Annotated in this window: 14 protein-coding genes and 1 riboswitch; of the genes, 9 read left to right on the forward strand and 5 right to left on the reverse strand. The window is 39.9% G+C overall.

Annotated features, from left to right (window positions below):
* Window positions 1–229 precede the first annotated feature (229 nt).
* From MHB37_RS31020 to MHB37_RS31030, 3 genes are read left to right on the forward strand one after another with little or no spacing between them, the layout of a single operon-like run.
* Entirely contained in the window at window positions 230–772 is a 543-nt protein-coding gene (locus MHB37_RS31020; RefSeq protein WP_340941213.1) for a sigma-70 family RNA polymerase sigma factor, read from the forward strand.
* The gene (locus MHB37_RS31025; RefSeq protein ID WP_076301529.1) at window positions 765–1,925 is read left to right on the forward strand and encodes a DUF4179 domain-containing protein; all 1,161 of its coding nucleotides are present in this window, start codon (window positions 765–767) and stop codon (window positions 1,923–1,925) included. Before MHB37_RS31020 ends, MHB37_RS31025 begins: the two co-directional genes overlap by 8 nt.
* Before the next feature lie 23 nt (window positions 1,926–1,948).
* Window positions 1,949–2,854, forward strand: a complete 906-nt coding sequence (locus MHB37_RS31030) for a DUF5643 domain-containing protein (RefSeq protein ID WP_405168816.1) — start codon at window positions 1,949–1,951, stop codon at window positions 2,852–2,854.
* Between the two features lie 104 nt (window positions 2,855–2,958).
* Here the strand turns inward: MHB37_RS31030 and MHB37_RS31035 are convergent, their stop codons facing one another.
* On the reverse strand, window positions 2,959–4,176 hold the full coding sequence (locus MHB37_RS31035; RefSeq protein ID WP_405168817.1) for an ATP-binding protein: 1,218 nt from the start codon (window positions 4,174–4,176) through the stop codon (window positions 2,959–2,961).
* Between the two features lie 182 nt (window positions 4,177–4,358).
* Between MHB37_RS31035 and MHB37_RS31040 the strand changes: the two genes are divergently transcribed.
* Complete coding sequence (locus tag MHB37_RS31040; RefSeq protein WP_076278230.1) at window positions 4,359–5,510, forward strand: metallophosphoesterase; 1,152 nt, start codon at window positions 4,359–4,361, stop codon at window positions 5,508–5,510.
* Window positions 5,511–5,675: 165 nt separating this feature from the next.
* Here MHB37_RS31040 and MHB37_RS31045 read toward each other — a convergent pair whose 3' ends face one another.
* Window positions 5,676–7,088, reverse strand: coding sequence for an amino acid permease (locus MHB37_RS31045; protein ID WP_076278229.1), 1,413 nt, complete (start codon window positions 7,086–7,088; stop codon window positions 5,676–5,678).
* Between the two features lie 147 nt (window positions 7,089–7,235).
* Window positions 7,236–7,318: riboswitch (glycine riboswitch) on the reverse strand.
* A gap of 351 nt (window positions 7,319–7,669) precedes the next feature.
* Here MHB37_RS31045 and MHB37_RS31050 point away from each other — a divergent pair.
* The 4 genes from MHB37_RS31050 (at window position 7,670) to MHB37_RS31065 (ending at window position 13,542) form a co-directional block, all read left to right on the forward strand.
* Window positions 7,670–8,608, forward strand: a complete 939-nt coding sequence (locus MHB37_RS31050) for an ABC transporter permease subunit (RefSeq protein ID WP_139331004.1) — start codon at window positions 7,670–7,672, stop codon at window positions 8,606–8,608.
* A gap of 12 nt (window positions 8,609–8,620) precedes the next feature.
* On the forward strand, window positions 8,621–9,505 hold the full coding sequence (locus MHB37_RS31055; RefSeq protein WP_076278228.1) for a carbohydrate ABC transporter permease: 885 nt from the start codon (window positions 8,621–8,623) through the stop codon (window positions 9,503–9,505).
* A gap of 71 nt (window positions 9,506–9,576) precedes the next feature.
* Window positions 9,577–11,112, forward strand: a complete 1,536-nt coding sequence (locus MHB37_RS31060; protein ID WP_076278227.1) for a DUF3502 domain-containing protein — start codon at window positions 9,577–9,579, stop codon at window positions 11,110–11,112.
* A gap of 87 nt (window positions 11,113–11,199) precedes the next feature.
* A complete protein-coding gene (locus MHB37_RS31065; RefSeq protein ID WP_175619911.1) occupies window positions 11,200–13,542 on the forward strand; it encodes an AraC family transcriptional regulator in 2,343 nt (780 codons plus the stop codon).
* An 86-nt stretch (window positions 13,543–13,628) separates the two neighbouring features.
* Here the strand turns inward: MHB37_RS31065 and MHB37_RS31070 are convergent, their stop codons facing one another.
* From MHB37_RS31070 to MHB37_RS31080, 3 genes are all read right to left on the reverse strand, one after another.
* The gene (locus MHB37_RS31070; protein ID WP_405168818.1) at window positions 13,629–15,527 is read right to left on the reverse strand and encodes an AraC family transcriptional regulator; all 1,899 of its coding nucleotides are present in this window, start codon (window positions 15,525–15,527) and stop codon (window positions 13,629–13,631) included.
* A 6-nt stretch (window positions 15,528–15,533) separates the two neighbouring features.
* Window positions 15,534–16,241, reverse strand: a complete 708-nt coding sequence (locus tag MHB37_RS31075) for a DNA alkylation repair protein (RefSeq protein WP_076191538.1) — start codon at window positions 16,239–16,241, stop codon at window positions 15,534–15,536.
* A 68-nt stretch (window positions 16,242–16,309) separates the two neighbouring features.
* Window positions 16,310–16,864, reverse strand: coding sequence for a TetR/AcrR family transcriptional regulator (locus MHB37_RS31080; protein WP_076124245.1), 555 nt, complete (start codon window positions 16,862–16,864; stop codon window positions 16,310–16,312).
* Between the two features lie 166 nt (window positions 16,865–17,030).
* Between MHB37_RS31080 and MHB37_RS31085 the strand changes: the two genes are divergently transcribed.
* Window positions 17,031–18,506 carry a DHA2 family efflux MFS transporter permease subunit gene (locus MHB37_RS31085; protein ID WP_405168819.1) on the forward strand — a complete coding sequence of 492 codons (1,476 nt, stop codon included), beginning with the start codon at window positions 17,031–17,033 and terminating at the stop codon, window positions 18,504–18,506.
* Window positions 18,507–18,619: the final 113 nt, after the last annotated feature.

An 18,619-nucleotide genomic window follows, 5' to 3' on the forward strand; every position in this document is an offset into this window, starting at 1 on the left:
TTCTCTTCTGATAAGGTGGTAATTCCTGAATTTATTTCAGTTTATCCACTTGAAGTCCCCCCCTTTCTATTAACCTCTCCATCTTTGCCAAAAACAATGAATTGCATGGATTTTATACTACTACCGAGGTAAGTGATTTGTGTAGGAGAATGAATTTTATCCTAAATATAACTTTTTGGATGTCTTCTCCATCTAATTATACAGAGGGCCCTCAAGGAGGAAAAATCATTTGCTGGAAAACGAACTGGATATCAAAAAAGCGCAGAAAGGCGACCACGAGGCGTTTACCCGTCTTTTCAGGCAACTGGAATCCCAGTTGTACAGATTAGCCAAAACCATTCTGCTAAAAGATGAAGATTGCGCGGATGCTCTTCAGGAAACAACACTGAAGGTGTATAAAGGGTTGGCCAACCTTAAACAGCCTAAGTTTTTTAAAACCTGGGTTATACGCATCCTGATTAATGAATGCAATCAGTTACTTCGTATGCGAGAACGAACTATAGCTGTGGCGGAGATTCCCGAGGAACCGGTCATTTCCTATGTGCATTTTGAAGATTCAGGCAACGTAGACCTGCAAAGCTTCATTAATCAGTTGGACGAATCCCTGCGGCTTGCTATCGTGCTTTTTTATTATGACGATTTATCCATTAAGCAGATTGCAGATGTGCTCGACATCTCCGAGGGAGCGGTCAGGGCACGACTTCATCGCGCACGGAGATTGTTGTCCAAACAGATACATCCTGTGCGGGAGGAGGGTCTTGCTAATGAATAATAACAATTTAGAAAAGCAGATCAGGGAGCTAGGGAAAGCTAATATACAGGAGCTTCCTCCTTTACTACGATCACGGCAGGATTCGATTTATGCATCGCTGGCCACCATTGTCCAGGATCCTGTGGAAAAGGAAAAGAAAAAGCGGATTTATCCAAAAATCACAGCTGCTGTGACTGCGGCGATATTATTAAGTGTTATGCTAACGGCTATCTATCCGCCTACGTTGGCCAATGCGCTCAAGCAGCTTCCCTTGATAGGCGGTATTTTTGAACGGGCAGATGATATAGGGTTACAAGCGGCCCAGCGTCTGGGACTGACTTCCCGTCTAAACAGTAGTGATACGCATGAAGGGATCACCTTGTCTGCCGAAGAGGCTGTATTTGATGGCAGCCGGTTGGCATTCTCGGTGAAGCGTGAGGGAGAAGAACTGGAAGGTAAGCTAGCCGGAGTAACGATTGGAGCGGATGGTAAGCCTTTTTTAGCGAAAGGTGCAATAACCTCTGCAGAAGTATTGATCGACGGCGCTTCCCTGGAGCAATTTTCAGATGGTCTCTGGAAAGCTATGCCGTTTCTAAGCTGGATAGAAGGTGCGGAAAGCAACACAGCTATTTTTAGACTAGTGGATTCCTCGAATTCCGGAATCTCCAACAAACCTTTTCCTGATCGATTTGTATTGACCGTAACTCTTGGCTTAAACGGTATGGATGAACCGTTTGTTCTCCAAATTCCTGCGCGGAAGGCTACGATTAATAAAATTTCCACACCTGATATACGCGCACAAGTTGGAGGATGGAGTTTGATCCTGAAAAAGCTGGAATATAGTCCATTAACGACACGCCTGTCGCTCATGCTGGAACAGGATACAGACGAAGATCATGCAGCATTGAGTTTAGTGGGCTTTGAAGTAAAGGATCAACAAGGACAGGTGCTGAAAGATATTTCACAGAAAGTCCTCTCGACTTCCAATAGGTCACTTAATGTCGATTTGCTTACTGAGCCATTTGAGAAACACCCTAATATGCTCACAATCCGTGGCTATCTTTATGAGTTTGAGAACCCACAAAGTAAGAATGGAGCATTTAAAACAGACAGTTCTGGAAACCCAGTGAAGCATTATATTGACGGTCTAGAGATAAACGTGCTAGTTAAATAAAAATTAAGGAGCTTGATAATATCATGAAAAAAATGACTAAGAAGATGTCTGTAATTTTAAGTGCTGCTGTATGCCTAGGAGCGCTGGGAATGCCAGCTTTAACTCAAGCATCCAGTGCCCAACCCGCTGTTGAAGCTTCCCTGAATACAACAAAAGTGGCCGATTCACACGATCAGCTTACTTTAAAGGGCAGTGCGCAGTTTGATGGTAACTATATTAAGATCGACCTGAGCCGTGAGGGATCGCTATTTTCAGGAATGCTCGCAGGAGTAACTTTAAATGATAAAGGTGAGCCCTATCTTGCAGAAGGTACTATTGTGGGAATAGACGCCAAGCTCACTCAACCAGGAGGCATTGATTTAAAAACACCACGCTGGATCAGTGACGGTGATGCCAACAAGGCGGTTGTTGTATTGCAGACCGGATGGCTAACTGAGCAACAAAAGGCAAACCTGGCTTCCTCTGAATTGAGTATCCATGTGAAGCTTAACGGAATCGATGAACCATATGTACTTAAATTTTCTCTCAAGCAAGCAGGATTAGTGCGTAACATTCAGCTGCCTGCTATAAAGAAAGACAACCAATTTGAAATCAAAACCACCCGTGTTGCTGCGGGAGAGACTTCTGTGCGTATCGCTTTAGCGGTTAAAGGGGTTGCCACCCAAGCACTGGCTTTAGGATATGACATTTATGATAACCTGGGAAATGAATTAGAATTTATTGCAAGGGATTCTGTTGCAGCAACTCAAAATACGGTTTCTGAAGATTTATTGTTCGAAGCACCTAGCTCAGCGGCAGAATATCTGATTATCAGACCGTATCAAGCCGTATTTGAAAAAGGCAACACCGGGGCTTATAAAGTAGATGCCAAAGGCAATGTAGTTAAAAATTACAACAAGCAATTGGAGATCAAAATCCCTCTGAAGTAACTTTTAGCGCAGCAAATATAAACATATTTACTAGGAAAGGGGATTACCTCTCCGGCCGAAGGCTTGAGGTAATCCCCTTCTTTCAATGGAAAGAATGTTCCGTTTTACTGGTCATTTATAGCTAAAAAGCGGATAGTAGCTGTTGTCCCCTTACCTTCAGAACTACTATAATAAATTTCCCCGCCGTACTTTTCTACGATATTAAAGCAAATCATTAATCCTAAGCCTGTTCCATTACTTTTTAATGAATAAAAAGGAGTCCCTAGCGACTTAACCTCAGCTTCCGACATCCCGCTTCCTTCATCGATGATTGTTATCTCAATAAAATTATTGTTCCTATTCGCCATAATAGAGACAGATTTACCAACATCCGAAGCCTCTAAAGCATTTTTTATTATATTAATAAGCAGCTGCTTAAATTCAATTTTATTAATAGAGATCTTGCAGTCTTCTTCTACATAGGTAACAATTTGATTATCAGATAACATTGCATAAGAATGGAGCAATCCTGTGACACTCTCAATAACATCCTTCACATCTACTTTTTCAAGTTTTTGTTCTCCATTTGGCTTTGAAAGGGTTAGAAATTGCGAGATAATCTGTTCTACTGTGTTCAATTCATCAATCATTAATTTAAATTTTCTTTTCATAGGATCATCAAATGAAGGATCCTCATCAAAAAACTGCAAAAAACCTCTAACCACTGTCACTGGATTTCTAATTTCATGCGCAACGGCAGCAGTTAATTGTCCAACCATCTTTAAGCGCTCAGATTGCTGTAATTGTTCATAATAAAGCTGCTGTTTTTTCATCCGTTTAAATGATATTTGAAAAATGAAAAATAATAACACTTGAACCGCTATTATATTAATGAAATTCCCTAGAATATCATAATGTAAATATGTATATAGATCCCCTCTATCAATCAAGAGGATATAGCCAAATGTAATTACCATCAGTATTCCATTTATAATGAAGGAAAAATAAAACAATTTTAAATCAAAAAATAGAATAGAGAGTGCAGGAATAAGACAAATGAGGATATAGGTAGTCCAAGTTTGAGGATATAAAAAGAATAGCGTATAAAAATACGCAAATCCAAATAGAATGATAATCTTTCTAAAAGTATGTGTCTCATGCTTAGGGTAAATCCATAAACAAACCGTTAGAAACGCCACACATAAAAAATGAATGATATAACCAAAATCAATTCCATCTAACTCTAGAGTAGATAGTATTAATCCAGACATCATAAGAACGATGATCATTAACATTAATATGTAATAGGTTTTTCGATTCACCCGACTGTAGAACTCTCTCATGAATTCACCACTTTTAAATTGATTGTCGAAATAAGAATTATATCAGCTGAAATAGTAATAAACAATAACTGAAAAAACCAGTAAACTCAATACCCCATTTAATTTCTGAAACTAGTAATTATTGCTATAATCATTGTATTAACTTTAGTTCTGATATCTAAAGCATTAGGATGGTGTTCCCTATGGTATTTGCATTTTTATTTATATTCGCTATGTACGCGGCAACTAACTATTACATTGCGAGAAAGATTTTTAAATGGTTACAACATATATTTTTACATATAAACGGGATCATATATGGAGTCATCTACAGCTTATGTGCGTTATCAATCATTATTAATTTACTATTGTCTTCTTCAGCTATGACGACCGATTCAAATATTGTTAATTTTATTGGTCAGTTCGGGGACTATTGGATGGGTATCTACTTCTATTTGTTCTTGCTTTTGATCCTTTCAGATGTAATCTTACTAATTAGTAAATGGATCAAGGTCCTCCCTTCTCCTATACCAGCACGTGTCATTTTTCATACAAGGTCCATAGTATTAATTCTAGTCATAGGATTGGTGTCCTATGGGATTTATAATGCAAATCATTTAAAAGAAGTCACCTATCCGCTCCAAATACATAAAAACACTTCATTAGATCAGTTAAATATCGTCCTGATCAGCGACTTACATTTAGGCTACGTAAATGATGTAAAGTTTATTGAAGACGTTGTTGATCGTATTAATGGACTACAGCCGGATATGGTGTTGATGACAGGAGATATATTTAATGGTAACTACTATGCGCTCTCTAACCCTTCCAAAGGAGTAGAGTTATTAAGTACTATTCAGTCAACCTATGGAGTTTATGCTTGTTTAGGTAACCATGATGCAGGACGCTCATACGATGAGATCGTGAACTTTATAGATAAGAGTAATATCAAACTTCTAAATGATGAGCATGTCGTTATTGATAATCAATTCGTTGTTGTTGGCAGAAGGGATTCATCACCGATTGGTAATCAAGGGAACCCCAGAGCAATTACTTCAGAAGTGATGAGTGACATTGATACAAATATGCCCGTTATCGTAATGGATCATCAACCAACCAATAGGATTGAATACGCAGATGACGTTGATTTGATACTTAGCGGACATACGCATCAAGGACAAGTATTCCCTGCAAATCTGATCACCAATGCTATGTTTACAGTAGATTATGGCCACTATCAGAAGAATCCAAACAGCCCTCACGTCATCGTTACATCTGGTGCAGGGACTTGGGGACCGCCATTACGAATTGGCACGAATAGTGAGATAGCACAAATCAAAGTTGATTTTAAATAGAGGATAATTTTAGACTGATTAAAAAATATGGAAGAATATCCCGATAGCATACATAAGTTCGAAAAAGAGCATCGACCACATTAATGAGAAAATCCACCACCGTATGCGGTGGTGGATTTCTATGTCTGCCTATCCAACTGTAATATCAGCAAGCACCCTCATCGACTAATCATGCCGGATCTCCGTGTTAGTCCGAATACCTTCGAGACGTGCTCTTGGATCAGGCGTTATTCTTTCCCTCTTTCTTCTATTTATCGAATACAAAACAAATAATAATATAAACCATAAAGGCGTCAACAATAAGGCCGGACGAGTTTCATCAGCAAATAGCATAATTATGAGTATGATTGCAAACAAAGCTAGAACAACATAATTCACAAAGGGTGTAAACGGTGCTTTGAATTTTGATTTGGCCTGCAATTCCGGCTTCGTCTTTTTATATCGCAAATGGCAAATTAGAACGACGCCCCAAACCCAGATGAAACAAATGGCACTAATTGTTGTCACGATGCCAAAAGCCGTCTCCGGAATCAGCTTACTCAACAAAGCGCCTACAGATAAGACAAGCGTGGATATGAATAAAGCATTACTTGGTACATGATTTTTATTAAGCTTTGCAAAGTTGGCTGGAGCCTGGTCATTTCTGCTTAAATTGTATAGAATCCGGCTTGTTGAGAACATCCCGCTATTACAAGCGGACGCAGCTGAAGTTAATACAACGAAGTTAATAACCCCCGCGGCAATCGGAATCCCCACTAAACTAAATGTTTTAACAAAAGGACTTTCTGCCGGGTTTAGTTCTGTCCAAGCGTTGATGCATAATAAGGCAATAATAGCACCCACGTAGAAAAATAGAATTCGTAAAGGTATTTTATTAATCGCCGATGGGATAGTTTTTTCTGGATTGGAGGTCTCTGCTGCCGATACGCCTACCAATTCCACACCCACAAAAGCAAACACAACCATTTGAAATGAAAGCAGGAACCCTGAAATCCCGTTTGGAAATACTCCCCCATGTGCCCAAATATTACTGAGCGCAACCGTTCCGGTAGTTGTTTTGAATCCAATCACCAGTAAGACTACCCCGATAGCAATCAATGCGAGAATAGTGATTACCTTAATTAAAGCAAACCAAAATTCCAATTCGCCAAAGCTTTTTACCGTTAATAAATTGAGCCCTAATAAAATAATCAAACAAATGACTGCGGGTATCCATTGCGGGATATCAAACCAATATTGTACATAGACCCCAACAGCTATAATATCGGCCATAGCCGTCATGATCCAACAAAACCAATAGGTCCATCCGGTTACAAACGCCGCCCGCGGTCCAAGATAGTCTTCGGCAATGTCTGTAAAAGATTGATAACCTGCTTTAGATAACAGAAGTTCTCCTAATGCCCTCATCACAAAAAAAATAGCGATACCCACGATTAAATAAGCAAAAATGATGGATGGTCCTGCCAGCTGTATAGCTTTACCTGATCCTAAAAATAATCCGGTACCGATGGTTCCACCAATCGCAATGAGCTGAACATGCCGATTCTCTAAATCTCTCTTTAATTCTTGTACTGCCATTTCAAACTCCCCCTTATGTGAAAAAATGTACAAGTAAAAATGATAACAAAAAAGAGATTGGATACGCTCCAATCTCTTAGGTCTAAGAATAATAAATAAAATACATTCCTTTATTCTGACGATGATCAGAATAACAAATGAATTATCTAGTACTCTTCTGTCCTTTTGCCTGAGATTGTGAACCCTTCGGCGCCGGGGGAATCCCCCACGGTCTCTCCAGAAGCTGCTCCTGCTATAGTGTGATCCATAGCAATCATAGCTTGCGAATTATTTAATTGTTATGCCGCTAACTTCATTTTTAATATTTTTCAATACTAATCATTGTCAAATATTTTGTCAATAACATTAATTACCGCTGGATTTAAACACATAATACGGATTTTTAATAAAAATGCGAGAAATTAATAGCCTAAACGAGGGTAAAATGCTCGTTTTTAAAAGCTTCTCCTCTAATTGCGATTTACTTTAAGGCCCAAAAGATTACTATTTGGAGTACGTATTTCATTTAGCTTTTGAAAGCGTTTTATTAGAGGAGTACAGGCAGCTTGTTATGCATGGCAACTAAGTGAGGGGGAATTTATTTGAGACAAAAAACAAGCAATAGGTTTATGAGCGCACTCAAAAAAGACGGGCTTCTTTATATGATGGCACTGCCCGGCATATTAGCGCTGTTGGCCTTTTCCTACTTGCCAATGGCAGGGTCGATTTTAGTGTTTAAGGAATATCGCTTTGACGGAGGTATTTTTAACAGCCCATGGGCAGATCCCATCTTTAAAAACTTTCAATTTTTCTTTAACAATTTTGATACTGCAATGCGGGCGACATTTAATACGATAATGTTCAATATTTTATTTTTTGTATTTGGCACCATCTTCGCGGTAGCGATTGCTATTATGCTCAATGAAATTTCTAGTCGCCGATTCGTCAAAGTTAATCAAAGCATTATGTTTTTTCCGTTTTTTATGTCTTGGATGGTTATTGGCTCCATTCTAAATGCAATTTTGAATAATGAAACAGGCTTTCTAAATCAGATTATTAAAAGCATCACCGGTTCAACTTATGATTTTTATGCTACGCCGTGGATTTGGATTCCGATTCTGGTCATTGTGGTGATTTGGCAAAGTACAGGTTATAACTCCATTATTTATTTTGGTGTGTTGACTGGCTTTGATTCCTCCATGTATGAAGCCGCCGAGGTAGATGGCGCCAGTAAACTTCAGCAAATTTTTAAAATTACAATTCCTATGCTTAAACCGACCATCATTATTTTGTTTCTATTATCGGTCGGCAATATGCTGCGCGGTAACCTAAATATGATTATCGGCTTGACGAATATGAACCCGATTTTGTTACCCTTCACGGATCTGATCGATGTATTTGTTTATCGCAGCGGCGTAAGAAATGGTGAGATGGCGTTTGCGTCGGCGATTTCGTTATATCAATCTGTTTTTGGCTTCTTCCTTGTTATTATCGCTAACAAGATTACAAGCTGGTACGACAAAGATTCCACATTATTTTAAGGGGGTGTCTATTTGAAACGATCAAATGCTGATAAGTTAACTAATATAGCCTTTTATGTCTGCTCAGCAATATTTGCACTATTCTGCTTGTTCCCGATTGTTTTAGCGATTTCCGGTTCACTGTCTGATGAAATGGCGATCACTATGCAAGGTTTTTCGATTATTCCACGTCATTTCTCATTGGATACTTACCGTTATGTATTTTCCAATCTTGATTTTATGATCTTAAAAGCCTACAAGATAACATTGTTTACGACAATATTTGGCACACTACTATCGGTGTCGATAACAGCATGCTTTGCCTACGTCATTTCCGTAAAAGATTTTAAGCACCGTAATAAACTGGCGTTCTTCGCTTACTTTACTCTGCTGTTTAACAGCGGTATGTTGCCGTGGTATTTAGTGACCACACAATTTTTCGGCCTGAAGGATTCGTTGGCAGCATTGATTTTGCCTTATTCAATAAATGTATTCAATATGTATCTGCTACGTAATTTCTTCAAGTCCATCCCACATGAATTGCTGGAAAGTGCACAAATTGACGGCGCTGGTCATGGGCGGATTTTTATGCAAATGATGCTGCCGTTAGCCAAACCGGGGCTTGTTACGATCTCATTATTTTATGCACTGCAATATTGGAATGACTTCTATTTACCATTAATGCTCAATAATAATCCCGAGCTATATACGATGCAATACATCTTGTACAAAATGATGGCCAATATTCAATACCTTGCAGCCAATCCAAGTGGCACCATGGCAGGCCATGTTATTCTGCCCTCGCAAACGATTAAGATGGCAATTACCTGTATTGCGATTGGTCCGATTATCTTGCTGTATCCCTTTGTACAAAAGTACTTTGTTAAGGGCGTTACTGTTGGCGCTGTAAAAGGATAATAAGAAAAAACAATAGTAGTTAGGCCTATTTGAATTTAGTAGGCTAAATATAAATTTGGGAGAGTGTTCTTATGGGCAAATCGAGAAAAGGGTTCACCTTACTGCTTGCATCTTTACTGCTGGCGGGACTTTTAAGCGGATGCGGCGGCAAGTCGCAAGGGGACGAAGCTGGTAGCAACAATAACAATAATGGCAGTGGCGATCAGCCGACCAAAGCAACGTTAGTGCTTTACGGGGAGCAGTCAAAACGTATGGCTGATTTTGCGAAAAATGAGTTTCATGACAAGGTTCTGCAAGCGATTAACGTCGATGTAAGTATTCAATATTTACCGTGGACCGAGTATGCAACTGGTAAAACCGAGCTAATGCTATCATCCGGCGAAAAATTCGCCACATATACCGATACTGCATTTATGGCAAAATCCGTTGCCAAGGGCTATTACGCTGATTTGACTGAAGCTGCTGAAAAATATGCTGGCGATTTAAAAAAGAATACGGGCGGCGATGAAGCGTTTGACATCTGGAAGGTCAACGGAAAGCAATATGCATTACCTTTCGGCAATAAACCAAATGCTGGAGAAAATTATGTGATTATTGCACGAGAGGATCTGCTGCAAGAAGTCGGTATGGCCGATTTGAAAACCGTTGAGGATGTTGAGCAATTTTACAAATTGGCAAAGCAAAAATATCCTGATATGATTGGCTCAGGACGCGGCTGGAGCTTGAATATCTTCAATGGCTCGATTAATTCAAACATTAATATTTATCAGCCGTATAGCTTTATTATGACCGATGGCAACAAGCCGGAAGATCCGACTGTCTACAGCTTTTATGAATCGGATGAATACAAACAAATGGCGGATATCGCCCGCAGATGGAATAAAGAAGGTCTTATCCCAAGCTACGCCTTGTCAAATCCTGCACAAGCAGATTCATCGTTTTTTGCAGGCAAAGCCTTATTCGGCATGGGTGCAAGCTATCGCGTATTTGAGTATATGGATGCCATACGCAAAGCTAACCCTAATGCGGTGTTCAAAAACTACTATTTAGGTGATCCTGCGAAAAAACCACTAATGTCACGCGGCACATATTCTACAGCGTTTGCAGTTGGGGCTAATGTAAAGGGTGCTGAACTTGAGGGTTACGTGAAGTTAATTAACTTACTGCAAAGCAGTCAAGAATGGACAGACTTTATTCTGTATGGCGTTGAAGGCAAAGATTATAACCTAACTGCTGATGGACAGATTGAGTTTATTAATCAAGATACATTGTTCGACACTTGGTTGCCTGATAACATTCATTTTACAAGATTTAGAGATTATATTACTGAAGAACAAATCAGTACGTATCAAAATTGGAACGAAGGCTCGATACTACAAAAAGATATTGGCTTCTCCTTCAACATGGAGCCCGTAAAAACGGAATACGCTCAAATGCAAGCCGTAGAACAAGAATATATACAACCCATATCACAAGGTTTTAAAGACTATGACTCCAATATTGACACTGCCTTGAAAAAGCTGCGTGATGCCGGTTTAGAAAAATTTATTGCTGAATATCAAAAACAATTTAGTGAGTTCATTTCCAGCAAAAAAGCAACTAATTAAGCTTATATGACTATCGGAATAGCCTGATTCATCAACTCACAATTAGGCTATTCCTTCATAATTTCATATAAGGAGGGAATGAAGCTATTGAAGCTGTTGAATCCAGGCAAACAATTTGTAAGTAAATATGCCAATAGATGGCGCAAAAGCTTTAAGTTCAAAGTCTATATGAACTTTTTATCCATTTCTATTATTACTGTAATTATTATCAATGTTGCGGCCTTCCAATATTTTAATGTTTATATGAAAAATCAAATTAATGACATGTTGCGAAATAAGCTGGAAAATATCAGTACCGTATACAACAGCAAACTAGATCAATACCGTCGCCTGACAGAGCTTATTAATAAAATGCCCAAATCTATTTCTTACATTTATGACTATGAAAACACCAGCGTATTGGACGCGATAGAGATAAGCAATAACTTACACCCGATTTTGAATGCGAACGAATCCGTCAACTCCATTTTCTTTTTTAATCAGGATGACATTATTTATGAACTGGATGACTACTATCTTAATCGAAATGAAAAACAAAATATTTTAAAGCAAGTACTGCAATCTAAGACGGATCGTTATCCTATTCCGATTACATTAGCAGATGGCAGCCAGCGACTCGTATTTTTTCAAACCTCGCGCACAGCCTTATACGGCACTAGTCAAAGTGGTATTATCATAGTCTCCAATACGGAAACATTACGTAAGAGCATTCTTTCCAGCTATGAAGATCAGTCTGACAGTATATTAATCGTAGATAATCAAACAAGCCAAATTATAACTGAACAAAACAATAATTATCCCATAGCACCAACTACACTAAATGAAATAGCGCATGCCACAGATGGCTATAACAGCTATTCATCAAAAAATAAGGGTAAAGATGAAGATATAGTAATTTCCTATGTAAATAATGGGCATGAAGGATACAGTATCGTTTCCGTCATGGATTATCAAAACAGTATTGAACAATTACTTAAGGCTAGAAATGCGATTATTATCTTTTCCATCTTCATTATTTTCATTGCGCTATTATTAAGTTATGTGTTCACTAATAAAGTTTACAAACCAGTTAATCATATGCTGCTCAATATTTATACAGCCTTCAGAAACTCGGAGCAGGATGATGAAGAGGAGCAAGAACATGGAAATCATTATGATGAGATACAAACAGCATCACTGACAATATCGAAAGCGCTTTCTAAAATGAGTGCCTTGGAATCACGGCACAGCAGCAATGAATTTATAGATTTTCTTCAAAAGCGTAACTATAGTCAACAAAATGCAGACCCGCAACTGCCGCGAGAACTGAAAAGCCTGCAAGAAAAGCTAGGAGATCAAGGACATTATCGCGTTATCAGTTTAGAAGTTACTGCACCTTCTGCTCTAGATCTCGATTATAATCTCTTACTTCTTTTGCAAAATGTCGGGCAACAAATATGGAGCCAGGAAATAGATTATAAAGCCTATCCGATAAGCAGCAATCAGTTCATTCTAATTGTCAGCGAAGGACGGTCGGCTATTTTACTAAACGATCTGCAAGTTGTGGCGCAATACGCTGAACAAATGATTCATAAGCTTGCCGAGAACTATAAAGTTCATATCACTATAGGCATTTCACAAATAGCATATAACTTGCAGCAATTACCGGATTCCTATGAACAAGTCCAACATTTGATAAGAAATAAATTGTTTTGCTACATGCAGTCGTACTTTATCTTTGACACCTTTACACCAAGTAGTCTATCCAAAGGGCAAGCGAATGAGTTGACACAGAAGATTTTGGAGCTAATTAAAAGCAACCAATTGCAAACAATCCCTCTTGAAAATATAGAAGCTTTACTTGAGCTTGTGAAGAATATTGAGTATGAAGCAGGTTTAAGTTATTTAGCCAATTTGCTTGCTGATGCTGCTATGCTAGCGCATAACTCTATAGTAGAAAATAAGGAATACCGTAGCATCTATCTGGATGTCTATGTGAAGCTGCAAAGCTGCAATAATATTGATGAGCTTAGTACCCTGCTAAAAACAATGCTCGACAGTGCTTGTTTAGAGTTAAAAACTTCCCGTTCATTAACGGTGCAAAACAACATTATGAAGGCGATCGAGTATATCCATGAGCATATTAACGATAATACGCTATCCATTGATGCCCTTGCTGAAAAATACAATATGAGCTCATCGTACTTTAGCAAACTGTTCAACAGCTATACGCAGAAGACCTTTCCAGATTATATAAATCAATTAAGACTGCAAAGAGCCGCAGCTCTACTGGTGGAGAAGAAAGATTTCAATATTAACGACATTGCCAGCGAAGTTGGCTTTAATAGTAGTTCTTATTTTGCTGCTGCCTTTAAGAAGAAATATGGGCTGTCACCGTCGCAATACAGGATCAATTATCTTGATGTTACTGCAGAATCAGCTGGAGAATGACACATAGAACATGGCGGCGAACCATCTCCAAAAAAACCTAAAAAGGCACCCGAAGGGGGCCTTTTAGGTTTGGAATACACGTTGTATTAGTGGCTTGTCAGCCAAGCCGCCAACTCTTCTGTCTGACTCAGAATAGCTATTGGGTCCCAGTAGCCGGAGCGATCGCTTGTCCAAAGAAATACGTGATCATTTTTGACTGCTGGCAGTGCGCCCCAGATCGGGTCGGCTTTAAGTTCATCCAGCTTTTTCGAGTCGGAGGTAAGAATAATATAGTCACCGGCATACTTTGGTAAGACCTCAGCAGAGAATGAAGCCCAGCCCGGATCGGCCATTTCGGCGGCGATATCCGCAGGAGGCTTAAATCCCAATCCATTATAGATTGGTTGTCCACCTTTGCCGAAGTCTGTTCCGACGGCCATCAAGCTGTTTTCAGACCATTCAATAATGGAAAATGTGCTATCTGCAGGCACAACCTTCAATACGCTCTCCTTGGCATTGGCCATACGGCTGTCATAGTCTGCAAGCCAGGTTTTGGCCTTATCTTCTTCACTAAGCAGCTCACCGAAATAACCCACTTCCTCATGTACCGTTTTTAAGGAAGCGTATGGAATAACGACCGTAGGTGCGATTTTTGACATCTGCTCATTTAGCTCAGGATAGAAATCATCCATAATAATCAAATCGGGATTAAGCGACAGAATTTTCTCTACATTTCCATTTCCGTCCCCTATATTCTCAACGTCTTTCAAATACTCCTGAAAATATGGATTTTTAATATGATGTTCGGAGGTTCCGATAGGTGTAATGCCAAGCGCAATTAAGCTGCCGAGATATTCACCTGCAACAATTCTTTTGGGATGAAGGGGGATCTCCACCTCACCGTTAACCGTTTTAACGATTTTGGTCTTCGGCTGCTGTGAGGCAGCATTCTCCGTAGCACCGTTTGTACCACATGCGCTCAGTACCAAAATGAAGCTTAACAGCAATACCGATGCCAGCGTAGGCCTTGAATGTTTAAACATGAATGAATCTCCCTCTTGATCAAAATGATACTGATAATCGTTATCAATATAATCAGTATAGTCAAATGATTCAAGGGCAACAATGGAGGATTCTATGTTTGTGGCAGGACTATCTTCTAGTTTGTTCTTTCTGGAATGCAATTCTCTATAGCTAATCGGGGAAACACCCTTATACTTTTTGAACAGCCTGCCCAAATAACTAGGGTCTTGATAACCGACACCCACTGCAATTTCCTTCAGCGTAGCATCTGTTTCCAGCAGAAGTGCCACCGCTTTTTCGATGCGCACCTTAATTAAGTAATCAATCGGGCTAAGTCCAGTACGGATTTTGAAGTAGGAAGATAAATGGGGGACGCTATAGTTCAGGCTTTCCGATAATGATTCCAGCGTAATGTTATCCGTATAATGTTCATGGATAATGTCGGCAATCCGGGCGGCCAGATCACGCTTAGTCGTATTAACCCCTTGCACCGACATTTGATGAAATAGCTCATACACAAACTGATGGAGTAAAGTGCGAACATGCAACCGCGCAAGCGGCTGCGGCTTCTCCCACTCCTTAAACATCTCGCTCACTATGCGATACAGCGCTACCGAATTGTCAGGCGTCATGCTGTACGAATGATCAAAGGATTTAGCGCCCTCGTATAGCGTAGCAATCTCTAAGGGTAGTGAGGGATGCATACTCACTTTATAATAAATGCTATAGTAATCCAGCCCCTCGCTGCCTGCGTCAATGTTGAGCACAGTTCCTTTGCCTACATGAAGCACTGTAAAGCGCTGTAAACGGTGAACTTGGCTTCCCAGGTTAACTGTAGCATTACCGTGAATCGACATAAGAAACAGCCTTGAGGGGACGTAATAGGAAGGTATAGATTCGCCAGGTCTAAGGGTCATCCGACGAATATCAACTACTTTGCAATTCGCGTGATTCCATACAGCAATAAGGTCATTGATGTCCATGATTGACTAACACCTTACATGTTTTCGTTTGAAGCCGAGCTGCGATTTATCAACTGCCTTTTGAATATTAATTGAAGCATTCAAAATCTTGCTTTTTGCACTACCGGTATGGACTTCCACCGGGCCAACTTCCTTTGCAATCTCAACCGCTTTATCATGAAGCGGCAGATAGGATACGCCCACAGTGTAGATGAAATTGTTCATTGCGTATTTCGTTCGCTCAGGAGCATCATGAATCGTATTTTTAGCAAGCTCCAACATAGCGGCCAATTTTTCTGCGGAAAATTCACTGTCCGGGCGATTTCCGAGCAGCCAGCAGTAACAGTTCCAGCCCGCCGACATTTTCAGCTCTATCTCACTGGCAATCCATTTATCAGAAACCTCTTGCGCAATATCCGTCTCCGCCAACGTTACTGCCACCACAAAGTCCGATAGCATATAGAAATAAGCGCCATCAATCCACCGCTCAAAATCCGACTCGGTCATTGCTTTAGGCTCCGCGATCACCCCGGCAAAATACATAGCGTCGTAATTTCCCGTAGCATAAAGCTGCTCGGCCAATGGTTGATTATGTTTTATTTTTCTGAAGATAGGCTTCATCTGGCCTGTGGCCACACCAAAAAGCGGTTCGTGCGCGCCATTGGATAGATATATTTTCTTGGTGCGTTCCTTGCCGAGAGCTTCAAGCTCTTGCATGACCGTTTCTAAATCCATTGTTCGCACTTCCTTTTTAGATTATTGGCTAGGGACTCAAACTTTACTTGAATATATCATAAAAGCCCTTATAAATACCTTCTTTTATACATCAAGGTAATTTGCCCCGCTATGTATTCAGCGCTATATTGGTTGCCATCCTTAATCCACCACATAATAATCCCCAGTAGTGAGGCTGCAATAATATCAACGGAGACTACCTCCTTAGTAAGGTCAATGTTCCTCGCGTTTCTTCGTTTTTCGACAGTACTTTTTAACAGGTTGGTCAAGTGTTTTTTGAAGCCTTTATGCTCAATCAATACAGCAAAAACTTTCCGGTATTCAAAAAAATAATTTAAAAAGGTGACCAGCTGCTCCTGTTCGTTGTTGCTCTTCATTTGTAATAGCGGTTCAACCTTCATGGACAGGTCATCGAAGATTTCATGTACGATCTGGCGCAATAAATCGTTAATATCCTCATAATGCAAATAAAACGTTGCGCGATTTAGTTCCGCGCGGTTGGCGATTTTTTGGACGGTCAATTGGGAAATCTCCACATTGTCGGCCAATAATGAAAAAACGGCGTTCTTAAGCATCTTTTTTGAGCGAATAGCTCGTGGGTCAACTCTTTTATGTTCAGTCATTTCATCCCTCTATTATCGTTTAAATGGCCTTTCATCAACTAATTTGCCTATTCTGTCGATTAGTCGACATTTTCAATAAAATTGCAAATAGGAATACTATTTAAATCCTGATATGATTTATTTTATTGACACTATGTCGAAAAAGCAATGAAGAGAGGACTGCAACATGCAAGAAGACATTAAGAAAATAAATAAAGGGATCTTACTAACCATCTTAATCTTTGGTTGTTTCTTATCCACACTCAATCAGACGCTTTTAAATGTCGCCTTAAGTAGTCTGATGGATGTATTTGATGTCACGGCAACAACCGTACAATGGATTTCAACAGGATTTATGCTGATCAACGGGATTTTGATTCCGATTACGGCCTATTTAATGAAACGTTTTACAACACGGCAATTATTTATAAGTGCCATGTCATTTTTATTAATCGGTTCTATAATTTGTGCAGCAGCGCCGAGCTTTAGTCTACTCTTAATCGGACGAATGATCCAAGCTGCCGGTGCTGGCATTATAATGCCGCTCATGATGAGTGTTGTGCTGGCGATCTTCCCCGTTGAAAAACGTGGCAGCGCTATGGGACTGCTTGGACTGGCGATGATATTCGCTCCTGCTATTGGGCCAACGCTGGCGGGATTTGTTGTCGAATACCACTCTTGGCGCTGGTTATTTATCGGGCTTATTCCACTTGTCCTCATTGTTATAGCGTTGGCACTCAAGTATTTAGTGAATGTATCTGAGACGTCTAAGTCGAAGCTTGATGTCATAAGTGTGCTTTTATCAACCGTCGGATTTGGCTTAATTTTATACGGCTTCAGTAGTGCAGGCAGTAAAGGCTGGGATGATGTAATCGTGATCCTGACCTTAGGGATTGGGGTCGTGGTAACAGCCGTATTCTGTCTTCGACAAATCAAATCGGATGATCCGCTGCTAAACCTGTCGGTCTTCAAAAATAAAGTGTTTACGATGACGTCTCTTATTAACGTATTAATCACGATGATGATGTACGCAGATATGATCTTATTGCCTATTTATCTGCAGAATGGCCGCGGGTTTACAGCATTTGATGCAGGACTACTATTGTTGCCGGGCGCACTCGTAAATGCGTTCATGTCACCCGTCACCGGTAAATTATACGACCGTTTCGGTGCGAAACCGCTGTTCATCATTGGTCTATTGTTTATTATTCCATCTATGTGGGCGGTAACAGATTTATCTGAATCAACTACGTATACGTATCTAATGATTCGTACCATTGGCCTGCGAATTGGATTAAGCTTCATTACTATGCCACTCAATACAGCCGGACTAAATGCGTTGCCCAAACAACTTGGCACTCATGGTACAGCTGTGAACAATACCGTTCGCCAAATTGCCGGGGCCATTGGTACTGCTGTCGTAATTACAATTTATACAGTGCAGGCAACAAGTCATGCAACTACAGTGCTGCTGAACAATCCCTCCACTACTCCTGAGATTCTTAAATCCCTTACATCAATTCTTGGGGCAAGTGACGCCTACTACTTCATGATGATTTTATCCATTGCCGCATTTGTTATAACCTTATTTATGCCCACGAAAAACAAGCTCATGATTGAAAAGAAAGCAAACCTAGTTAGCAAGGAAGAACCTCAGTTGTAACTAGTAATTGCAGAGTAAATGAAGAAAAGCCATTCCTTAGCGGAGTGGCTTTTGTTATGAATGGCTTGCTTTGGATCATTGGAGCACGTATTCCTACGAGCATCAATATTTCC

This window comes from Paenibacillus sp. FSL H3-0286 (assembly GCF_045040705.1).
GTDB lineage: Bacteria > Bacillota > Bacilli > Paenibacillales > Paenibacillaceae > Paenibacillus_AQ > Paenibacillus_AQ odorifer.

Coding starts and splice junctions, on each gene's coding strand:
- MHB37_RS31070 (WP_405168818.1), bottom strand. CDS start 15,527: ATGGACATCAATGACCTTATTGCTGTATGGAATCACGCGAATTGCAAA.
- MHB37_RS31035 (WP_405168817.1), bottom strand. CDS start 4,176: ATGAGAGAGTTCTACAGTCGGGTGAATCGAAAAACCTATTACATATTA.
- MHB37_RS31045 (WP_076278229.1), bottom strand. CDS start 7,088: ATGGCAGTACAAGAATTAAAGAGAGATTTAGAGAATCGGCATGTTCAG.
- MHB37_RS31040 (WP_076278230.1), top strand. CDS start 4,359: ATGGTATTTGCATTTTTATTTATATTCGCTATGTACGCGGCAACTAAC.
- MHB37_RS31085 (WP_405168819.1), top strand. CDS start 17,031: ATGCAAGAAGACATTAAGAAAATAAATAAAGGGATCTTACTAACCATC.
- MHB37_RS31075 (WP_076191538.1), bottom strand. CDS start 16,241: ATGGATTTAGAAACGGTCATGCAAGAGCTTGAAGCTCTCGGCAAGGAA.
- MHB37_RS31030 (WP_405168816.1), top strand. CDS start 1,949: ATGAAAAAAATGACTAAGAAGATGTCTGTAATTTTAAGTGCTGCTGTA.
- MHB37_RS31060 (WP_076278227.1), top strand. CDS start 9,577: ATGGGCAAATCGAGAAAAGGGTTCACCTTACTGCTTGCATCTTTACTG.
- MHB37_RS31025 (WP_076301529.1), top strand. CDS start 765: ATGAATAATAACAATTTAGAAAAGCAGATCAGGGAGCTAGGGAAAGCT.
- MHB37_RS31080 (WP_076124245.1), bottom strand. CDS start 16,864: ATGACTGAACATAAAAGAGTTGACCCACGAGCTATTCGCTCAAAAAAG.